The organism is Poseidonibacter antarcticus (assembly GCF_003667345.1).
Lineage (GTDB): Bacteria > Campylobacterota > Campylobacteria > Campylobacterales > Arcobacteraceae > Poseidonibacter > Poseidonibacter antarcticus.
In genome coordinates this window covers 90,936-109,873 of the sequence record NZ_RCWF01000007.1, presented here as the reverse complement: position 1 = coordinate 109,873, position 18,938 = coordinate 90,936, and the positions used below count along the sequence as shown (strand labels likewise).

The 18,938-nt window shown below is 26.2% G+C and carries 14 protein-coding genes; 3 read left to right on the top strand and 11 right to left on the bottom strand.

Annotated features, from left to right (window positions below; genetic code table 11):
* Nucleotides 1-18: 18 nt before the first annotated feature.
* From D9T19_RS09865 to D9T19_RS09855, 3 genes are all read left to right on the top strand, one after another.
* Nucleotides 19-1,002, top strand: a complete 984-nt coding sequence (locus D9T19_RS09865) for an HpcH/HpaI aldolase/citrate lyase family protein (RefSeq protein ID WP_121628068.1) — start codon at nucleotides 19-21, stop codon at nucleotides 1,000-1,002.
* Between the two features lie 179 nt (nucleotides 1,003-1,181).
* On the top strand, nucleotides 1,182-2,672 hold the full coding sequence (locus D9T19_RS09860; RefSeq protein ID WP_121628067.1) for a fumarate hydratase: 1,491 nt from the start codon (nucleotides 1,182-1,184) through the stop codon (nucleotides 2,670-2,672).
* A 166-nt stretch (nucleotides 2,673-2,838) separates the two neighbouring features.
* On the top strand, nucleotides 2,839-3,672 hold the full coding sequence (locus D9T19_RS09855; protein WP_228197999.1) for a DUF5718 family protein: 834 nt from the start codon (nucleotides 2,839-2,841) through the stop codon (nucleotides 3,670-3,672).
* Between the two features lie 15 nt (nucleotides 3,673-3,687).
* Here the strand turns inward: D9T19_RS09855 and D9T19_RS09850 are convergent, their stop codons facing one another.
* From D9T19_RS09850 to D9T19_RS09800, 11 genes are all read right to left on the bottom strand, one after another.
* A complete protein-coding gene (locus tag D9T19_RS09850) occupies nucleotides 3,688-6,270 on the bottom strand; it encodes a methyl-accepting chemotaxis protein (protein ID WP_121628065.1) in 2,583 nt (860 codons plus the stop codon).
* A gap of 181 nt (nucleotides 6,271-6,451) precedes the next feature.
* Nucleotides 6,452-7,018, bottom strand: a complete 567-nt coding sequence (locus D9T19_RS09845; RefSeq protein ID WP_121628064.1) for a flavin reductase family protein — start codon at nucleotides 7,016-7,018, stop codon at nucleotides 6,452-6,454.
* A gap of 89 nt (nucleotides 7,019-7,107) precedes the next feature.
* Nucleotides 7,108-7,332, bottom strand: a complete 225-nt coding sequence (locus D9T19_RS09840; protein ID WP_121628063.1) for a hypothetical protein — start codon at nucleotides 7,330-7,332, stop codon at nucleotides 7,108-7,110.
* Nucleotides 7,323-8,504, bottom strand: coding sequence for an MFS transporter (locus tag D9T19_RS09835; RefSeq protein ID WP_121628062.1), 1,182 nt, complete (start codon nucleotides 8,502-8,504; stop codon nucleotides 7,323-7,325). The genes D9T19_RS09840 and D9T19_RS09835 overlap by 10 nt, the downstream gene beginning before the upstream one ends.
* A complete protein-coding gene (locus tag D9T19_RS09830; protein ID WP_121628061.1) occupies nucleotides 8,482-10,197 on the bottom strand; it encodes a molybdopterin-dependent oxidoreductase in 1,716 nt (571 codons plus the stop codon). Before D9T19_RS09830 ends, D9T19_RS09835 begins: the two co-directional genes overlap by 23 nt.
* A complete protein-coding gene (locus tag D9T19_RS09825; RefSeq protein ID WP_121628060.1) occupies nucleotides 10,184-10,891 on the bottom strand; it encodes an efflux RND transporter periplasmic adaptor subunit in 708 nt (235 codons plus the stop codon). The genes D9T19_RS09830 and D9T19_RS09825 overlap by 14 nt, the downstream gene beginning before the upstream one ends.
* An 11-nt stretch (nucleotides 10,892-10,902) precedes the next feature.
* Entirely contained in the window at nucleotides 10,903-12,360 is a 1,458-nt protein-coding gene (locus D9T19_RS09820; protein WP_121628059.1) for a BatD family protein, read from the bottom strand.
* Nucleotides 12,361-12,362: 2 nt separating this feature from the next.
* Entirely contained in the window at nucleotides 12,363-14,474 is a 2,112-nt protein-coding gene (gene flhA, locus D9T19_RS09815) for a flagellar biosynthesis protein FlhA (protein WP_121628058.1), read from the bottom strand.
* A 17-nt stretch (nucleotides 14,475-14,491) separates the two neighbouring features.
* Entirely contained in the window at nucleotides 14,492-15,640 is a 1,149-nt protein-coding gene (locus D9T19_RS09810) for a flagellin N-terminal helical domain-containing protein (protein ID WP_121628057.1), read from the bottom strand.
* The gene (gene fliI / locus D9T19_RS09805) at nucleotides 15,637-16,941 is read right to left on the bottom strand and encodes a flagellar protein export ATPase FliI (RefSeq protein ID WP_121628056.1); all 1,305 of its coding nucleotides are present in this window, start codon (nucleotides 16,939-16,941) and stop codon (nucleotides 15,637-15,639) included. Before fliI ends, D9T19_RS09810 begins: the two co-directional genes overlap by 4 nt.
* Nucleotides 16,941-18,935 carry a tetratricopeptide repeat protein gene (locus D9T19_RS09800; RefSeq protein WP_121628055.1) on the bottom strand — a complete coding sequence of 665 codons (1,995 nt, stop codon included), beginning with the start codon at nucleotides 18,933-18,935 and terminating at the stop codon, nucleotides 16,941-16,943. Before D9T19_RS09800 ends, fliI begins: the two co-directional genes overlap by 1 nt.
* Between the last annotated feature and the right edge of the window lie 3 nt (nucleotides 18,936-18,938).

The following is an 18,938-nucleotide window of genomic DNA, read 5'->3' as shown; positions in this document are numbered from 1 at the left end:
AATAAAAGGAAAAATATTATGACACACCCTAATGAAGCACTATTTGGATCTGGAGATAATTTACCAATTATTCCTTCTTGTGAACACTTTGCAGGTAGCGAAAAGCTAATCTTAAAAGGTTTCTCTATGCAAGAAAAACTTGGACCTGTTTTTGATATTACTTGTGATTGTGAAGATGGAGCTGAAACTGGTAAAGAAGTTGAACATGCAAATATGATTGTAAGAGTTGTAAATTCTGAAGCTAACCCATATGGTATGGCAGGGACAAGAATTCACGATTTTGATCATCCAGATTGGAGACAAGATATTGATATTTTAGTACCAGGTGCTGGTGAAAAATTAGCATATATTACTATTCCAAAATCAACTTCTTATGAAGATGCTAAAACTCAAGTTGAATATATTCAAGCAACTGCAAAAAAAGCTGGTATTTCAAGAGAAATTCCAATTCACGTTTTAATTGAAACACACGGTGCATTAAGAGATGTAGAAAAAACTGCTACATTACCTTGGGTACAAGTTCTTGACTTTGGTTTAATGGACTTTGTTTCAGGTTACCAAGGAGCAATTCCTGCTTCAAATATGAGAAGTCCAGGTCAATTTGAACATAGATTAATTGCTGCTGCTAAAGCAAAAGTAGTTCAAGCTGCTTTAGAAAACCATATTATTCCTTGTCATAATGTTACATTAGACTTAAAAAATCCATACCAAACTTATAAAGATGCTGAAAAAGCAAGAAATGAATTTGGATTTATGAGAATGTGGTCAATTTACCCAACACAAGTTCAAGCTATTGTAGATGCAATGAAACCTGACTTTACAGAACTTGAAGCTGCTCAAAATATTCTTTTAGCTGCACAAGATGCTGAATGGGGACCAATCCAATATGATGGTGAATTACATGATAGAGCAACTTACAGATATTTCTGGGAATTAGTTCAAAGAGCAAACTTCTCTGGTACTAAATTACAAGAAGCTGTTCAAACAAGATTCTTCTCTTAATATTTTTAACTTAAGGCTCTTGCCTTAAGTTAACTCTTTCATTCAAAACTATTTTCATCTTTTCGAACGTGTGAAAAGATAACACTTTTATAAATGATTTATACCCAATATTACAAAAAAAAAGATTTTTTTCATAATAGCAAAGGTATAATATATAAATTTCTAAGCAAAGGGAACAAATGAACGTAATTAAAGAACAAGATATTATAGATAGTATTGCTGATGCCTGTCAGTTTATTTCATATTATCATCCAAAAGACTTCGTAGAAGGTATGGTAGAAGCATACGAAACTGAAAAAGGAGAGGCTGCAAAAAATGCAATCGCTCAAATTTTAATTAACTCTAAAATGTGTGCTATGGGACATAGACCACTATGTCAAGATACAGGTTCAGTTAATATTTTTGTTAAAGTTGGTTTAAATGCTAAACTTGAATTAACAAAAGAATTAGAAGATGTGTTAAATGAAGGTGTAGCAAAAGGTTATACTAATCCAGATAATACTTTAAGATATTCAGTAGTTTCTGATCCTGCAGGAAAAAGAACAAATACAAAAAATAATACTCCAGCTGTTATTCATATGAGTGTTAATAATTCTGATAAATTAGAAATCACTGTTGCTGCTAAAGGTGGTGGAAGTGAAAATAAAGCTAAATTTGCAGTATTAAATCCATCTGATAGTGTTTATGATTGGGTTATGGAAAATGTAAGACAAATGGGTGCTGGTTGGTGTCCTCCTGGAATTTTAGGTATTGGTATTGGTGGAAACCCTGAGAAATCTATGCTTTTAGCAAAAGAATCTCTAATGGCACACGTTGATATTCATGAATTACAAAAAAGAGGTCCTAAAAATGAACTTGAGAAATTGAGACTTAGACTTTATGAAGATGTTAATAAAATTGGTATTGGAGCTCAAGGTTTAGGTGGATTAACTACAGTTTTAGATGTTAAAATTTTAGATTATCCATGTCATGCAGCATCATTACCTGTTGCTATGATTCCTAACTGTGCAGCTACAAGACATATTCATTTTGATTTAGATGGAAATGGTCCTGTTAAATTTGAAAGACCTTCTTTAGATATATGGCCAGATTTAGAAATTCCAATGGATTCAGTTAAAAAAGTAAATATCTCTGATTTAACAAAAGAAAATTTATCTCAATTTAAATCAGGTGATACTTTATTATTAACTGGAAAAATTTTAACTGCGCGTGATGCTGCTCATAAAAAAATTGTTGAGTACAAAAATGCTGGGAAAGCACTTCCAAATGGTGTTGATTTAAAAGATAGATTTATTTATTATGTTGGACCAGTTGATCCAGTTCGAGATGAAAAAGTTGGACCTGCAGGACCAACAACATCTACAAGAATGGATAAATTTACTAAAGACATGATGGAAATTGGAATCATGGGAATGATTGGTAAAGCTGAGCGAAAACAACCTACAATTGATTTAATTAAAGAGTACAAATCTATGTACTTAATTGCAACTGGTGGAGCTGCATATTTAATTTCTCAATCAATTAAAGATGCAAAAGTTCTAGCATTTGAAGAAATGGGGATGGAAGCTATTTACGAATTTGATGTTGTAGATATGCCTGTTACTGTTGCAGTTGATACAGAAGGTACATCTATTCATACTACTGGACCTGCTAAATGGAGAACTATTTAAGCAAAATTATTACAAAGGCTTTAAGCCTTTGTAATCCTTATATTTTTATTCTTACAAATACTAATTATAAAATATCCCTTAGACCAAAAAACTATATTTCATTTTTGACTTAAAAAAGTATAATTAATGATATATTTTCACTGAAACAATAATACAGGAAATAATAATGTTATTAAACGATTTAAAAGATTATTTAGGATTTGCCGTTGCTGGAAACTTTGCTAATCACTTAGGTGAAGCAGGAGAAGCAGATGAATTTGCGCAAATAAAAACAAATGAAAAAGATGCTCCAAAAGGAATGTTCCCTTTTTATATAAAAGACAATGATGGTTTTTTAGGAACATATCCTATTTCTGACGAAATTATATTAACACATGGTAGAGAAAATGACAAACTACAAGTAGAAGCAGAAGTTGCTCTTATTTGTGATTTTGTATATAAAGATGGTAAGTTTATAGATATAATTCCTAAGTATTTTTCAGCTTTTAATGATTGTTCAATCAGAATACAAGATGGAAATAAATTAAGTACTAAAAAGAATTGGGGTAAAAATACAAAAGGTATTTCTCAAGAAGTTATTGCTATTGATAATTTTACAGAAGATGGAATTTTAAGTAAATATCATATTGCATCATTTATTAAAAGAGATGGAATTGTTCATGATTATGGAATGACATCTTCTGTAAAATCGTATAGTTATTTCTTTAATCAATTAAAAGATTGGATGATTGATAAATTAAATACACAAGAAGACTGTGGACCATTAGAAGAGTTAACACAGTTTACTAAAGATGCAAGTAATGCTAAAGGTATACTAATAGCAGCAGGTGCAACAGCTTATGCTGAATTTGGAAAAAACAATTTCCTAGAAAAAGGCGATGAAATATTCGTTTATGTATATAATGCCCGAGCTCATTCATTTATAGATATTATGAATGATATGTGTGGAATGGATATATTTTTAGGACAGTGTTCAAAACTTCATCAAGTTGTACAATAAGCTTAAAATCATCTCCTATTCATCTTTATAGTACAAATCATCAATATTTGCTTTAGAGGTGATAGTTAATAAGTTTGAGGATAATAATGATACTTCTTTTGATAATGTATCTATCTTAATTGAAGTATCAGAATTCCTTTGTGTTGCTGCATCAAGAAGCCCAACAGTTTGATTAATTTGACAAATTCCAATTTCTTGTTCTTTACTAAAACTAGTTACTTCACCTATAATATTTTTTGTTTCAATAATTTTTCCATTTAATTTCTTATATCCACTAATCATATCATTTACTATAACCTTACCTTCTTCAGAAGTATCACTTGCACTTTTAACTAAATTTGATATTTCTTTTGCTGCTTGTGCTGATCTATTTGCTAAGGCTCTTACTTCTTGAGCAACAACAGCAAACCCTTTCCCTGCCTCTCCTGCAGTTGCTGCTTCAACAGCAGCATTTAAAGACAAAATATTTGTTTGAAAGGCAATTTTATCAATTATTCCAATTGCTTTTTTAATTGCTGTAATTTTTTCATTTATTTCAATAATTGATGAAGAAGTTCGTAAAGCCATTTGTTCTCCAGTTTTTGCATCTATTTTTAATTCATCTGAAATAGTAAACATTTTATTAATACTTACATTATTACTTTTAATACTAGAAGTAATCTCTTTTAAAGATGAAGATGTTTCTTCTAAAGAACTAGCTTGTTTTTGAGAAGAAATAGATAATTCTTCAGAAGATTTACTTAAAATAATTGTATTTTCATCAAGTTTTTTACCTGCATTTATAATCATTGCAATTAATTTTGAAGAAGATTCTCCTAATAACATTGTAGATGTATATAAAATACCAATATCGCCATGTATTCCTTTTAATTCTTCTTCTTTCAATTTAAAGATATAGTTATTGCTAGTATAGTTATTCAAGAGTTTATTTAAATTTGATATTTTAGTACTTGTTCTTTCTAGCATTTTATTAATTATATGTTTTAAAGAATCAATTTCTTTTGTTCCACAATCATTATGAATACTATAAGTAAAAAATCCATTTGATACTTTTTCCATTACATCTGAAATTTCTAAGACTACCTTTTTATCTTTTTCAATTATAACTTTGATTTCTGAAATACGCTTATTCATATTATCCATCATTTGAGCAAATTCATCTGTACCTTTTACTTCCCTAAGGGAAATAGTATCTTTTTCTCTTAGAGAATATGCAAAAAATTCTGATAAGTTATATTTAAAATCATTAATTGATTTATTAATACTTTTTATCATCATAAAAGTACTAAAAAGTAGAATAATTAAAAGTAAAACAATAAATACTAAAGTAAATACAAATTGCGTATTGTTTTTAGAAATATTAGAATTCAAATCTAATATTAACTCTTTTTCAATATTTGTTGTAATATTCATTAATAAATCTATTCTTAATTGACTATTTTTATCCCATTGTACTTTATCAAAACCATATATTTTTCTTGACAAAATACTAATTGATTCAAGTGCTTTTGAATCATCAATTTTTACTAATTCATCAAGTTCTTTTATTGTTTTACCAACATTAATTCCATCTTTAATTTCATTAATTTCATATAAATAATCATCAAAAACTCTTTTTATTTTTTTAATTAATTTTTTTTCTTCTTGTGATATTGGCTTTAATCTATTATATTTTCTAAGTCTACTAATTACCCCTAAATGTTGTTGCTCAAACTTTTTAAAATATTTAATATCCCCTGTAAGAATATAATTTTTAAAATTGTGTATTAATCCTCCATAACCAATAAGGTTCATCAAATCAGATAGTATGGCAGTTTTTTTACTTTTCTGAAATATTGAATTACGCAAATTTTCAATTATTATAAATTCTTTAGAATTCTTATTATTTGAAAAAATAGCTTTTTGACTATCCATAACATAATTCTCAAATATATTTAAATAAGTATTTTCAATTGATATTAATTTTGTAAATAAATAGTAATTTTCATTTGAAACTCTACGTGCTTCAAATATATTATTAATTACTTTTCTTTCAATAAATGAATTTTCAATCGTATTAATTATAGCGATGTAAGATTCAGAATATTTAGATATTTTTCCACTATTTGAATATTCTACAAGTTTAGATAAAAGAACCAAAATTTCTTTTATCCTAGAACTATAAAATTTATCAACAACAATTTTATTTATTGTTAATTTCTTAATACTTATTCTCATAGCTTTTAATTTAGAAAGATTGGTTTTAAGATCATTAATATTTTTACTCAATGTTTTATCATAATTATTTATATTAAATTTTTCTAAAAAATCTTCGAGTTTTTTAAAAGAAATATTAGTATCATTTGAACTATTTTGAATACTATTTTCAAATGATTTACCATATGAAGATAAATATAATAAAGAGTATTCTCTTTCTTTTTGTAAATCTGTAAGTATCTTACGTAAACTAATAGTAAAATTCAAATAATCATAAGTCATATGAGTTTTACTTTTTTCTAAATATTTTGTATAAGAAAAAAATGATGCTAATACTAAAATACTGACAATAGGAAGTATTAATATTAGAATTATTTTATTCTTAAGTTCTAACTTATTCATGTAAACCTTTATATATATTTACAACAATATATTATGATTTATTTTAACACTTTATTAATAGTTATTTTATTGTAACCATATTGTAATACAAAGATTATTTTTATTATTTTTTATTATTAAGAGAGAAAGGATGAAGAAGAATTATACTAAAAGTATATAGATTAAAAAGGCTATAACCTTTTTAATCTAAGTCTACTAAAGCTTTAAATGTAGCACCACATCTTCCAACATTATCAACATTCACATGAAATCTTTCAGTTAATCTACCATCTTCTAAGTATTGATGTTTTACTTCTAAAATTACAGGAGTCGTAACACCTGGAATATCTACAGTGCTATAATAATCACATAAAAGCGCACTTTGAGATGATGTAATTCTTGCAGGATAATCTTCTAAAACTTCTGTTACATCAATATCAAATTTTTCAACTTCACTTTCGTCTTTTCCTAAAGGAATTGCACATTTTTGAACTTCTGAAGCATTATCTTTATTTGCAAAACAAATAGTAGCTTTTTTATTTTTTAAAATGTTTGCTAATGAATCTTTTGGGCTTCCATCTTCTTTTTGTCCAATTGCTACAATTACTAAAGCAGGATTAGTAGAAATTGGTACAAAGTAAGAAAAAGGAGCTGCATTTAAAACACCCTCATCTTCTGTAACAATCCATGCAATTGGTCTTGGTATTACTGTATCAGACATTATTTTGTATCTGTTTAAGTCGTTAATATCTTTATAGTCTAAAATCATTCTAGTCCCTTATTTTTTCTTTTAAATATATAAAAGTATAGCTAAATATATCTAGTATAAGAAGAATTAGTTTTGATAATTTAGTTAAATTAAATCTTGAATTCTTGTTCTACTTCTTTGGCAATTAAATTACCCTTTAATGATAAAATACCATCTATAATAAACTCTTCACTTTTTAATTTCTTTAAAAGTTTTTTACCCTCTTTTAAAGAAAAAAGTTGTGTATTTTCCAATGTAGTTACAATATCCATCAATGTTTCATTTTCTTTTTTCTTTAATATTGCTAGAAGCAATATTTTTTCATTTATATCCATTTTAAAATCCTAGTATAGTAATAAGCAAAAACAATGAATGCTAAACCTAATAATACGGTTATTATATCAAGCGAAGTTAAACTTGCCATTAATCCAATAAATAGTGTTGTTACAATACAAGAAATCATAAAAAACATATCATTATATGAAATCACTCTACCTAAATATTTTTCATCACATTTATCTTGTAATAATGCATATGTATATGACCAAAGTACTGTTGTAAAAAGACCTACTAAAAACATTGATATAAGAGAAATATAAAAGTTAAATTGAGTTAATCCCCAAAGAATTATTGTAATTCCTTGAAAAACTAATAAATAGTGTAAATTATTTCTATTAATATATTTAGAAATCAAAAAAGGTCCAATCATTAATGCAACTGCTCTTGTTGCATTTGATATTCCAATTGCTAAAGGAACTGAAATCACATATTTATACTCATTTTTAGCAAGTAATGTGATTAGTGTATCAAAAGAAGTTATTCCAACACTTGCGTGTAAAACTATTAAATGCATAATGACTTTATTCTCTTTTATATATATAAAACCATCTTTAATCAACTTGAATATTTTATCTTGAACTTCACTTGCTTTTACAACAAAATCTATTCGTACAAATACTAAAAATGCAGTAATAAAAAATAATGAATCAACAATAAATGCAGCTTTAATACCTATATAATTTACTATTAATGCAGATACTGCCATACCTGCTGCGTAACAGAATGACCAAATAATTGAATGTATTTCATTTGCTTTTTGTAAAGCTTCACCTTTTAATAATTTTGCTAATAATGACATTTCAGTTGAAAAGAAAATAGAAGCAGCAGACATTCTAATAAATATAAATACCATCAAAAGCCATACTTGACTTTGATTTTCAATTGTTAGAAAAAGTAAAGTCATTACAAATTCTACAAGTAATAAAGTAAGCATCAAAGGTTTAATTTTGAACCTATCTATAATGGCACCTGAAAAAGGTGCTATTAATACAGCAGGTAAAAAATGCATAGCTGTTACTAGAGCAATAGTTAGTCCTGAAGAGCCAAAGTTAACAAGCATTGTATATATTGCTACATTTGAAAACCAAGCCCCAAAATATGCAATAAATTGAACTAAAGATAAATCCCTTATTACCTTATGTTGTCTAAAGAGTGTTAGATAATTCAATTTCTATTAATACCTCTTGAAACATAGCTGAAAATGATTCTTCATCAGCCTTATTAGGTGTTAAATAGTTTGTTTTTTTATTTCCTGTATAGAAAAAAGCACATTCATTTTTTACATCATCATTTAATTTAACTACAAAATTAGCTTCTCCAAAAGGTGAAGAAATTTTAACAATATCATCATTTTTAAAACCACTTAATGAATTTAAATACACATTATTATCTATAGTAAATTGAGAGTTTAGAGAGTTTTTACTTTTCCCTGTAATTAAATAAAAATTTGATGACGTTTTATTTTTATATAAATGTTCAATTTCTACTTCTTCAATAAACTCAAAAGTTTCAAACACTTCATTTTCTACCTTAGCATTTGTATAATATTCTATTATTTCTTCTTCACTTTTTAAAGCTTCAAATCCAAATTTTTCTATTAAATATGTTGCTAATTTATATTCACTAATTGTATTTTCTTTTGGCTCTTCAACAACTTGGGAAATAGCTTTATATTCATGCCCATAAGATAATCTTACATCAGCTTTAGATAAAAAAGAAGAAGAAGGAATAATTAAATCTGCATATTCGCAAGTATCATTATAAGTTGTTGTAAAACATACTACAAAAGTATTTTTTAAACCTTCAATAACTGCTTTTGTATTAGGAGCTGAAACAACGGGATTTCCTCCTTGAATAAAAACTAAATCATAAGAACCAAAGTCAACTTCTGGAATTGGAACTTTTTTATTTTTCCCTTTGATTTTAAATTGATTTTCATAACCATAAGAAGAATCACTTAAATACCAAACTCCTCCACTTTCTTTTTTATGAATACCTAAATAAGCTGCAAAAGAATCAATACATCTCATAATTTGAGCACCTTCTAGATACTTTTGTACTCCAAGACCTACAACTATTGAAATCTTTTTATTTTCTATTAGTTCAAAGAAGTCATTTATTAAAGACAGAGATACTCCTGTAGCTGATTCATATGAAACAACAGGTCTATTTCTAGTAATATCAAAAAACCAGTCTGATCCTTCTGAATACTCTTCTAAGAACTCTTCATCTTCCATATCTTGCATATGAGCAAATCTACTTAAAAGTAATGCTAATTCATAATCTGTTTTAGGATTAATTTGCATATGAATTTCAGATTTCTTTGCAATATCTGTTTTAATAGGATCAATAGTTACAAATGTTTTATCTTTTACAAGATTATATATATGTGAAGAAGTAACAGAAAAATTTCTACCCCAAACAATGATAATATCAGAGTTAATAAGGTTTTCAATGGGAGGATTAACTACACTTCCTCTTCCTTGCTCAATTCCAACACCACCTCCACCATCACATAAACTTCCTTTTGTTAAAGTAGAACCATATTGTGTAAAAAAGTTTTTACTAGCATTTTGTATTACACCTAAATTACCACTACCTGTATAAAACAGTGTATTTTCAGCTTTTGTATCTTGAAGTTTATTAGTTAAAATTTCTAAAGATTCTTCTAATGAAATATTTTCATTTCCAAATTTTGGACTTTTATGATTTTCTTTTTTTAATAACTGTGCAAAATTAACGCATAATTTTCCATTTGTTATACCAACTTCTTTTGAGCCTTTGATATTACCATCTATAACTTCTGCCTGACATGCATCATAACAATCCATAGGACATGCTACTTTTTTATTTGAATTCAATTTTTACTAACCTTGAAAATGTTTTTACATTTGGAACTAATAGTTCAACTTTATAAGAAGAAATATGTTGAGTATCAGCAACTGTATAAATTTTGTTTATTTTTACATCTGATTTTTTACCATCTAAATAAACACTCATATTTTTTAAATTCTCTACATCATTAATAGGTACAAATATTTCTAATTTTCCCATAGATAAATCTTTTGATTCATATAATAATGTTCCAGGAGTTACATAGTCACCCTCTTTTACAGATATATTTGAAATATAATTTGATTTTTCTATAAGTTTTTTATTTTTGATAGTATCTTTTAAATTCTCTATATTAATAAGCATATCAGCTTTACTAGATTTTAAATTTATAACTTTTAACTTTTGTGTATCTTTTTCAAAAGCTGATTTTGATGAAACTTTATTTAATCTTTTATAATTGTTATCTTCAATTTTAATCATTTCATTAATAAAGCTTAATTTACTTCGTGATTGTGCTAAATCCATTTGATTAACTTTTGAATCTAATTCAATTATTACAGAATTTTTGGCTCTAAATCCTTCAATTTTTGTATTTGAAAATACAACTTTTCCCGAAACTGCAGCTTTTACTTTATAGCTTTCAATTGGTTCTAATTTTGAATAGTATTCACTAGCTATTAAACTATTTACTAGTATAAAACATAATATAAATATTTTCATATAATTTATCCTTATAAATTTATCTCTTTTATTCTTTTTACAACATCTTTTTTAATTAATTTAATATCATTTTCATTTTCTAATTGAAAAATAAGTTTATCTAATGAAGAATCAATTTTAATATAAACAGCTAATATTTTTAACAATTCATTTTTATTTTTTGCTTTTTTTACTCTTTTTAACAAAGGTGTATCATTAGATTTTCTTTTCACTTTATATTTTATAACATATAAATATAAACCTAATATTAATATTCCTGCAATAATACCTAAAGTAAAGAAAATTATTCTATCTTTTATAGATATTTTTTCTATAACTTTTATTACTTCTTTCTCTTTTATTTTGGCTATTGGCTTTTGTATTAATTGATTTGTTGTTAAAACAGAATCTTGTACTACATTAATTTTTATTTCATCACTTTGTTTTAATATAACTGTACGAGTTTTTTTATCGAAATACTCTAAATTGATTTTAGGAATAATAATAGATTTATTTGGAACAATAGAAAATACTTTTGTATATTTCCCTATATATTTACCATTTTCATATTTTGTTTCTATTTTAGGTTTATTTTCATAAACTGTTGCATTATCCAAATTTAGTTTTATATCTGAAATATCATCAATATTTCCATTAGCATTTATTTCTAATTTAAAAGATACAGCTTCGCCTTGTTTTATCTTTGTTTTATCAACTTTTGTTTTTATATCAAAATCACCAATTAAGTTTATATTTGAAGGTAGTTTTTTTATATCAAGTTCTAGTTCATTTGAATAAATTCTTATATTTGACATTTTATTTGAAAAAACAGAAGATGAATCATTTACAAATAAACGTGCGTTTATTTTTAAAGGGTTTATTTTTAATACTCCTTCTTTTAAAGGAAATAATAAAAACTTCAATTCCTGAACAATAAAACCTTTTTCTTCGTACTGTTTTGATTCTTTTAATTGCTTATACCAAAAATTATCAAAGTTTGGTTTTTCAAAAGACAAATCAACAATATTAGGATTCTTTTTATATTTAAAAACTAAAGTCAATAAAAAGTTCTCACTTACATATAACTCTTTTTTATTAACTTTTATTGATAAATCAAATAATGAAGATTTTGTTTTTCCTAAAGTTTTTAAAACAATTTTTCGCTCTTTAGTAAAATATTCTTTTCCATCAATAATAAATTTTAAACTTGGAAATATAAAATCTTTTTGTGGATAAAAAGAATATACTTTTTTTATACTTCTTATAATTTTAGAATTAACTATATTAGTTGAAATAGAACTTGATATTTCATGTACACTATTTGAAGCGATTAAATCTAATTTTGGTAAAACTATATCATTTCCACTAATTGTTATAGAAAAATTTAAAGCCTCACCTTTTATACTATTTTTAGGTAAATCAAGTCGAACATCTGAAAATAATGATGTGATAAAAATAATTGATAAAAATAAAAATCTAATCATTATCATAGTTAAAAATCCAAAGTTCCTTCTATTGCAAAATTAGCCTTTGAATCAAGCTCTGCATGGGATAATACCGCAATTTGCAATCCAAATTTTTCATATATTTCAGATATTCTTTTTCTTAATACAGGGTCAACAACTATTGTCACTTTAGAAAAACCTTTTGTTTCAATTTCATCCAATAATTGTTTAGTTTTTGTAACTAAATTATTAATCTCAGCAATTGAGAGCATAAGTTGAGATACTCCATGTTGTTCTTGTAATTTTCCAATAAACTGTTGTTCTAATTCAGGTTTTATTGTAATAATATGCAAAACACCATCAGTATCTTTAAATTTTTCAGTAATTAATCTAAATAATTTAGATCGCACATGTTCTAATAAAATATCAGGTGCTTTTGTAAATTCTGCAATATCTGCAATTGCTTCTATTATTGTAAGCATATCTACTATTGGTATTTTTTCATGTAGTAAATCTTTACATACTTTTAATAATGCACCATAAGATGTTACTTTCATAGCCTCTTCTACAACAATAGGAAAATCTTTTTTTAGTCTTTCAATTATATTAACAATATCTTGTCTTGTTATAATATCTTCAGCATATTTTTTAATTATTTCAGAAATATGAGTTGAAATAATAGTAGGTGCATCAACAACTGTAAAACCTTTCATTAAAGCTTCTTCTTTTAAATTAGGTTTAATCCATGTCGCATCAAGATTAAATACAGGTTCTTTAACTTTTAAACCTTGTAGTTTTTCATTACCTAATCCACCCATAGCAAGAAGTTTTTCTATTTCAACTTTTCCACTCACTAGTGGTATTCTTTTTAAAAATAATCTATATTCATTTGGAGCTAAACTTGTATCATCTGAAATTCTAATTTGGGGAATTACAAAACCTAACTCTGTAGCAATTGTTTTTCTAATTGCTTTAATCTTATCTAATAATTCTGAATTCCCTTGAACTAATTGTAAAAGTCTAATACCTAGTTTTAGTTCTAAAACTTCTAATTTCATAATTGTTTCAATTGATTGTTCTTCATTTGGAACTGCTGCATGTTTTTTTCTATCTTTTAAAACATCAATATTTTCATTTACTTTAGGTTTAGAAGATTCAGGTTTGAAAAATCTTGTAACTGCATTATCTTTTTCATTATTTATCATATCAATTGTATAACCAATAAATACTAATAATAATCCCATTACTATTAAAATTCCTGAAGGGAAACCTGGAATTAATGAGAATAGAAGCATTCCTATACCAACTAAAATAAGAGACTTACTATCTTTTATTAATTGATTGATTGATTGATTTGCAAATTTATCATCATCCATATTAGAACGAGTAATAATAATAGCTGTTGCAGTTGAAAGAATAAGTGCTGGAAGTTGAGCAACTAATCCATCACCAATAGTTAAAATTGTATATATTTTACCACTTTGGGCAACTGTCATATCATGCTGGAACAATCCAATTAATAATCCACCAACTAAATTTACTAAAGTAATAATAATACCTGCTACAGCATCACCTTTTACAAACTTAGATGAACCATCCATAGCTCCATAAAAATTTGCTTCTGAGATTAATTCTTTTCTTCTTTGTTGTGCTTGTTTATCATCAATAAAACCAGCATTTAAATCTGCATCAATTGCCATTTGTTTCCCTGGCATTGAGTCAAGTGTAAATCTTGCAGTTACCTCAGCAACTCTTGTAGCACCCTTTGTTACAACCATGAAATTTATAAGTACTAATATTATAAAAATAATTATACCAATAACCATGTTTCCACCAACAACAAAGTCCCCAAAAGCTGAAATTATAGAACTAACAGCATCTGGACCATTATGTCCTTCACTTAAAATTGATCTTGTAGTTGCAATATTTAAGGAAAGTCTAAAAAGTGCTAATATTAAAATAATTGTAGGAAAAGTTGTCAAATCTGCTGGTTTTTGAATATATAAAGATATAAGTAAAATAAGTAAAGATAAAGATAAAGAAATAATTAGAAAGAAATCTAAGATACCCTTTGATAAAGGAACGATAATAATCGTTAAAATTGATACAAATAATGCAACAACAAATAAATCTTTAGTAAATAACTTTCTTATATTCATATATTATATTTATCTAACTAACTAAGAAAATTTGCTAAAGATAGTTCATTTGTTTTTTGTATTGTTGAATATAATGCTGTATATGTTAACTCTAAAGATTTTGATTCTAAAGCTAGTTTTGTTAAATCAGCAGCACCTACTTCTTGAGATAATATATTATATTGTGTTAATTTAGAAGATACACTTTCCAAAGAAGATTCAAACATTGCATTTATAGATCCTAAATTTGTATGTGCAACATTTAATGAATCATACGCATCAGAAAAACTTGATTGTTGCTCACCTAAAAGTGCATCTCTTTGCTCATCTGTAATAGCACTTCCATCAGAATCAACTTTATTTAAAGTATTTACCATATCATCAATTAAATCAAAAATACTTGTACGTGCTTCAAATTTTGTACCTGAATCTGAACTTATATTATCTATTTGATAAGTAGCAGGTGTTAATCCATCATTACTATCTATACTTTTTGTTTCTAGTGGAGTAATTAGGTTATCTTCTTTATCATACTTTTCAATTGCTGTATTTGTTGCATTTAATTTCCAAAGTGAACCATCTTCATCAATAATAATATCAGATGCCTTAAAATTTAATGCTTCTCCCATTGTAGCAGTACTTGCTGGATAAGTCATTATTTCATATCCGTTTACACCACGATCTCTATATGTACCATCATCTACTGCAATTTTTCTAGCTGAATTATCGCCATTATAACTTATATCGCCATTTGTATCTTCAGAAAAAGGTTTAACAGATGAGTCTGAACCTGCAAAAAGATATTCATCTTCTATTTGAGTATTTGCTAAAGTTAAAATATTATCTTTCATACCCTCAATATTTAAAGCAATAGCTTTTTTCCCTTCATCACTAGTCGTATCAGTATTTGCTTTTATTAATTCTGTTTTAATTACTTCATAAAGTTTTTTTATTTCAGATATAGCTGAATCTGATGCATCATTTTGTACTGTAGTTCTTTCTATTTGGTATTTAATACCTTCATATGTTCTAATTTTATCATCAATAAGAATTTCTCTAGAATACAAAGTAGAATCATCACTACCCTTATCTAAAATTTTTCCTGTAGAAGTTTGATATGTCACCCTTGTTTGTTCTGCGTTTAAATTAGCCAATCTATATAATGTTTGTTCTGTTTGATTAATCATTGTAAAACCTTTCTAAACATTGATACAATTTTATTAAAATCATATTTTTCATCAGTACCTTGAATTAAAAACTCTCTGATTAATTCTTTTTTAGCCATTGCATTATCAAGTTCAGGATCCATGCCTGCTTTATATGCCCCAACACGAACTAAAACTTCATTTTCTTTTATTAATGATAATACTCTTTTTAACTTTAAAAAGTCATTATAATGCTGTTTATCAACCACTTTATCCATTACTCTAGAAGCTGATTTAAGTAGATTTATAGGAGGATAAAAACCTTGCTCGGTTAATTCTCTAGTTAATACAATATGTCCATCTAAAATTGATCTACTTTGATCAGCAATAGGATCATTCATATCATCACCATCAACTAATACAGTAAAGAAAGCTGTAATTGATCCTTTTTTATTATTCCCAGCTCGTTCCATTAATTGTGGTAATAAAGAAAATACAGAAGGTGGATAACCACGACTTACAGGAGGCTCACCAGTGCTTAAACCTATTTCTCTTTGAGCCATTGCAAATCTAGTAACTGAATCCATCATAAGTAAAACATCATGACCTTTATCTCTAAAAAATTCTGCAATTGCCATAGCAGTAAAAGCTCCATATTTTCTCATAAGTGCAGATTCATCAGAAGTTGCAGCTATTATTACAGTATTTTCTAAATTATTTTCTAAATTATAATGAATAAATTCAGGAATTTCTCTTCCTCTTTCTCCTATTAGGGCAACAATTTTTATTTGTGCATCACAGCCTTTTACTATCATACCCATCAAAGTTGATTTTCCAACCCCTGAACCTGCAAAGATACCAACTTTTTGACCTTTACCTGCTGTTAACATTGCATCTATTGATTTAACACCTGTTGAGAATCTTTCTTCAATGATTCCTCGCTCAAGAGCAGGCATAGAAAGTTTATTAATAGCAGAAGTTTCTTCTAAATCTTTTATCTTTCCTCCTTCATCAATTGGTTCACCTAGTGCATTAACAACACGTCCTAAAAGTCCATATCCACATCTAACAGAAAGACCTTCTTTTTGTAAATATACTTTATCATATATTCTAAACCCTTCAATAAATGAAAAAGGCACTATTGTAAATTCATCATTAGAAATAGATGCTACCATTCCTAATACGATAGATGAATGTTGAACCGATTCTATTTTTACAATATCTCCTACTGCGACTTCTAATCCTGTAGCAGTAATTGTTGTTGTAGAAATATTTTTTATCCTTCCAAAAGCAATTGATAAATTTGTTGAATCAATATTATTAATTAATTTTTCAATATCCATTACATCTCATCGCACATCTTTTTATATAAGCTATCTTTTGTATTTTTCACTTCTTTACACTTAGTAATATATTCATCTTCTTTTATTTTATTTCCCAAAGCATCATAAAGTTTCAAGATATCATAATAAATTTTCACTTCATCATTAGCTTTTAATCTTCGTGTATTTTCTTTTGCTTCAAATAGATAATCAAGAGATTTCTGCAAATCATTATTTTCTTTTGCTTTTTTAGATAGTTCTATTTCTACAAAAGGAGAATATATATGTGCTCTTAATTCTTTTTGTTTTAAATATAATTCATTTATAATCTCATTTGCTTTCGTATTATCCTTTTTTTTAAGTAAATATAGATAATAATCATAATAAAAATCTACAATAACTGGATTATTCTTATTTAACGTAATGAAAGCTAAGTTCATATTTGTATAAGAGAAGAATTTATCCAAAGATAGACTATCTCCTTTTGATTTAAGTATTTGATATCTATATAAAAACTCTTTAGCTAAGACATCTTGATTATCTACCATTTCAACTTTTGCAGAATAATCTAAAGCTTCTTCAATTAATCCTAAGGAATATGCCATTCGCTCTAAATATAAATATATATTAGGATCTCTGCTTGTATTAAAAGTATTCTTAACTTGCATATATCCTCTTTCATATGGTACTTCAATTAAACATTCAAAGAATTTAAATTTTATTGTTTCATCTTCTATTAATTTTTCTAAGGTTTCACTTCTAGAAGTTTTTAATGCTTTATTTAGTTCAAAACACTTCCCTTCATTTAAAAGTTCTTTAATCATTGAAATATTAACTTCATCAAATATTGACTCTATAGACTCATAGCCAAATCTTTTTACAATATTATTTGATATTTTTTTATAAACTTTTTTTGAACGCAAAATTAATTTATATTTTTTATCTTCTTTATCATTTATTAATTCTTGAAGTAAAGCTTTTTGTTGCATTGCTTCTGATATTTCATATTTTGCAGCAATAACTGTAGGTTTAAGTCTTCCTTGTCTCATTAAAATTTCATCTATAAACATTTTTGATTTTTTTGCATACGTACCTTGTGCATAATCATTTATAATATCTTTATATAACTCTTTTGCTTTTTCTAAATAAAAATTTGTTCTATCATACATGAGCATATAGGTATTTGCTAATTTATATTTAAAATCTTCAATTGACTCTTCTTTTGTTGTTTTATTTAATAACTCTTTTAAAATTTCTGCAGCATGCTCTGGCATATTAGCTTTAATCAACTTAGTAATTTTTTGATTTGCTAAATATGAATCATTTGCATAATAATTAATATTGTTTTTTAAAACATTTGAAATTAATACATTTGCTTTTTCATACTCTTTATTATCAATATAAACATCAAATAATTCATCTGCAACAACTGTTGCTACCAATTTATCATTTGTTTTTGCCAAAATTGAATACAATATCTTTATTGCTTTATCATAAGACTTCTGATACTTATAAACTTTTGCAAGCTCAATTTTTCCATATGTTTTTGTAAGCTCATTTTCAAAATTATTAATAATAATTTGTGCAAAATATTTTGCATCTTTTGTTTTATTAATTTTTAATTTTAATTCAACTAATAACATATATGCTTTAGCTAAATCAAATTGGTTTATTAAAGAAGAATTTATAGCATTTTCAAGTAATTTTGAAGCATCTAATGAAAATCTTTTTGATTGCTTTTTTAATGATAACTCAGAGTATAGAAGTATTAAATCAGAATTTAAAACATTAATTTTATTTTTATTTTTATAAGCATCAATAAGTGAATATGCTTCATCGATTTTTCCATCACGTGCTAAATTTTTAGCATTTTCTATTATATCAAAGCCATCACTTATTGTCTGTTTTCTTTTTTCTGAGATTTGTACACCCGAAGAATTTATAAAACTATAATAAAAATCTTTTTTAGAATAAGATACATTTAATAAGATGAATAAAAGTATTAAAATCTTCAAAAT

Excerpts from the sequence above, each read along its gene's own strand:
- D9T19_RS09865 (WP_121628068.1), top strand. The coding sequence starts at position 19 with ATGACACACCCTAATGAAGCACTATTTGGATCTGGAGATAATTTACCA.
- D9T19_RS09860 (WP_121628067.1), top strand. The coding sequence starts at position 1,182 with ATGAACGTAATTAAAGAACAAGATATTATAGATAGTATTGCTGATGCC.
- D9T19_RS09855 (WP_228197999.1), top strand. The coding sequence starts at position 2,839 with ATGTTATTAAACGATTTAAAAGATTATTTAGGATTTGCCGTTGCTGGA.
- D9T19_RS09850 (WP_121628065.1), bottom strand. The coding sequence starts at position 6,270 with ATGAATAAGTTAGAACTTAAGAATAAAATAATTCTAATATTAATACTT.
- D9T19_RS09845 (WP_121628064.1), bottom strand. The coding sequence starts at position 7,018 with ATGATTTTAGACTATAAAGATATTAACGACTTAAACAGATACAAAATA.
- D9T19_RS09840 (WP_121628063.1), bottom strand. The coding sequence starts at position 7,332 with ATGGATATAAATGAAAAAATATTGCTTCTAGCAATATTAAAGAAAAAA.
- D9T19_RS09825 (WP_121628060.1), bottom strand. The coding sequence starts at position 10,891 with ATGAAAATATTTATATTATGTTTTATACTAGTAAATAGTTTAATAGCT.
- D9T19_RS09820 (WP_121628059.1), bottom strand. The coding sequence starts at position 12,360 with ATGATAATGATTAGATTTTTATTTTTATCAATTATTTTTATCACATCA.
- flhA (WP_121628058.1), bottom strand. The coding sequence starts at position 14,474 with ATGAATATAAGAAAGTTATTTACTAAAGATTTATTTGTTGTTGCATTA.
- D9T19_RS09810 (WP_121628057.1), bottom strand. The coding sequence starts at position 15,640 with ATGATTAATCAAACAGAACAAACATTATATAGATTGGCTAATTTAAAC.
- fliI (WP_121628056.1), bottom strand. The coding sequence starts at position 16,941 with ATGGATATTGAAAAATTAATTAATAATATTGATTCAACAAATTTATCA.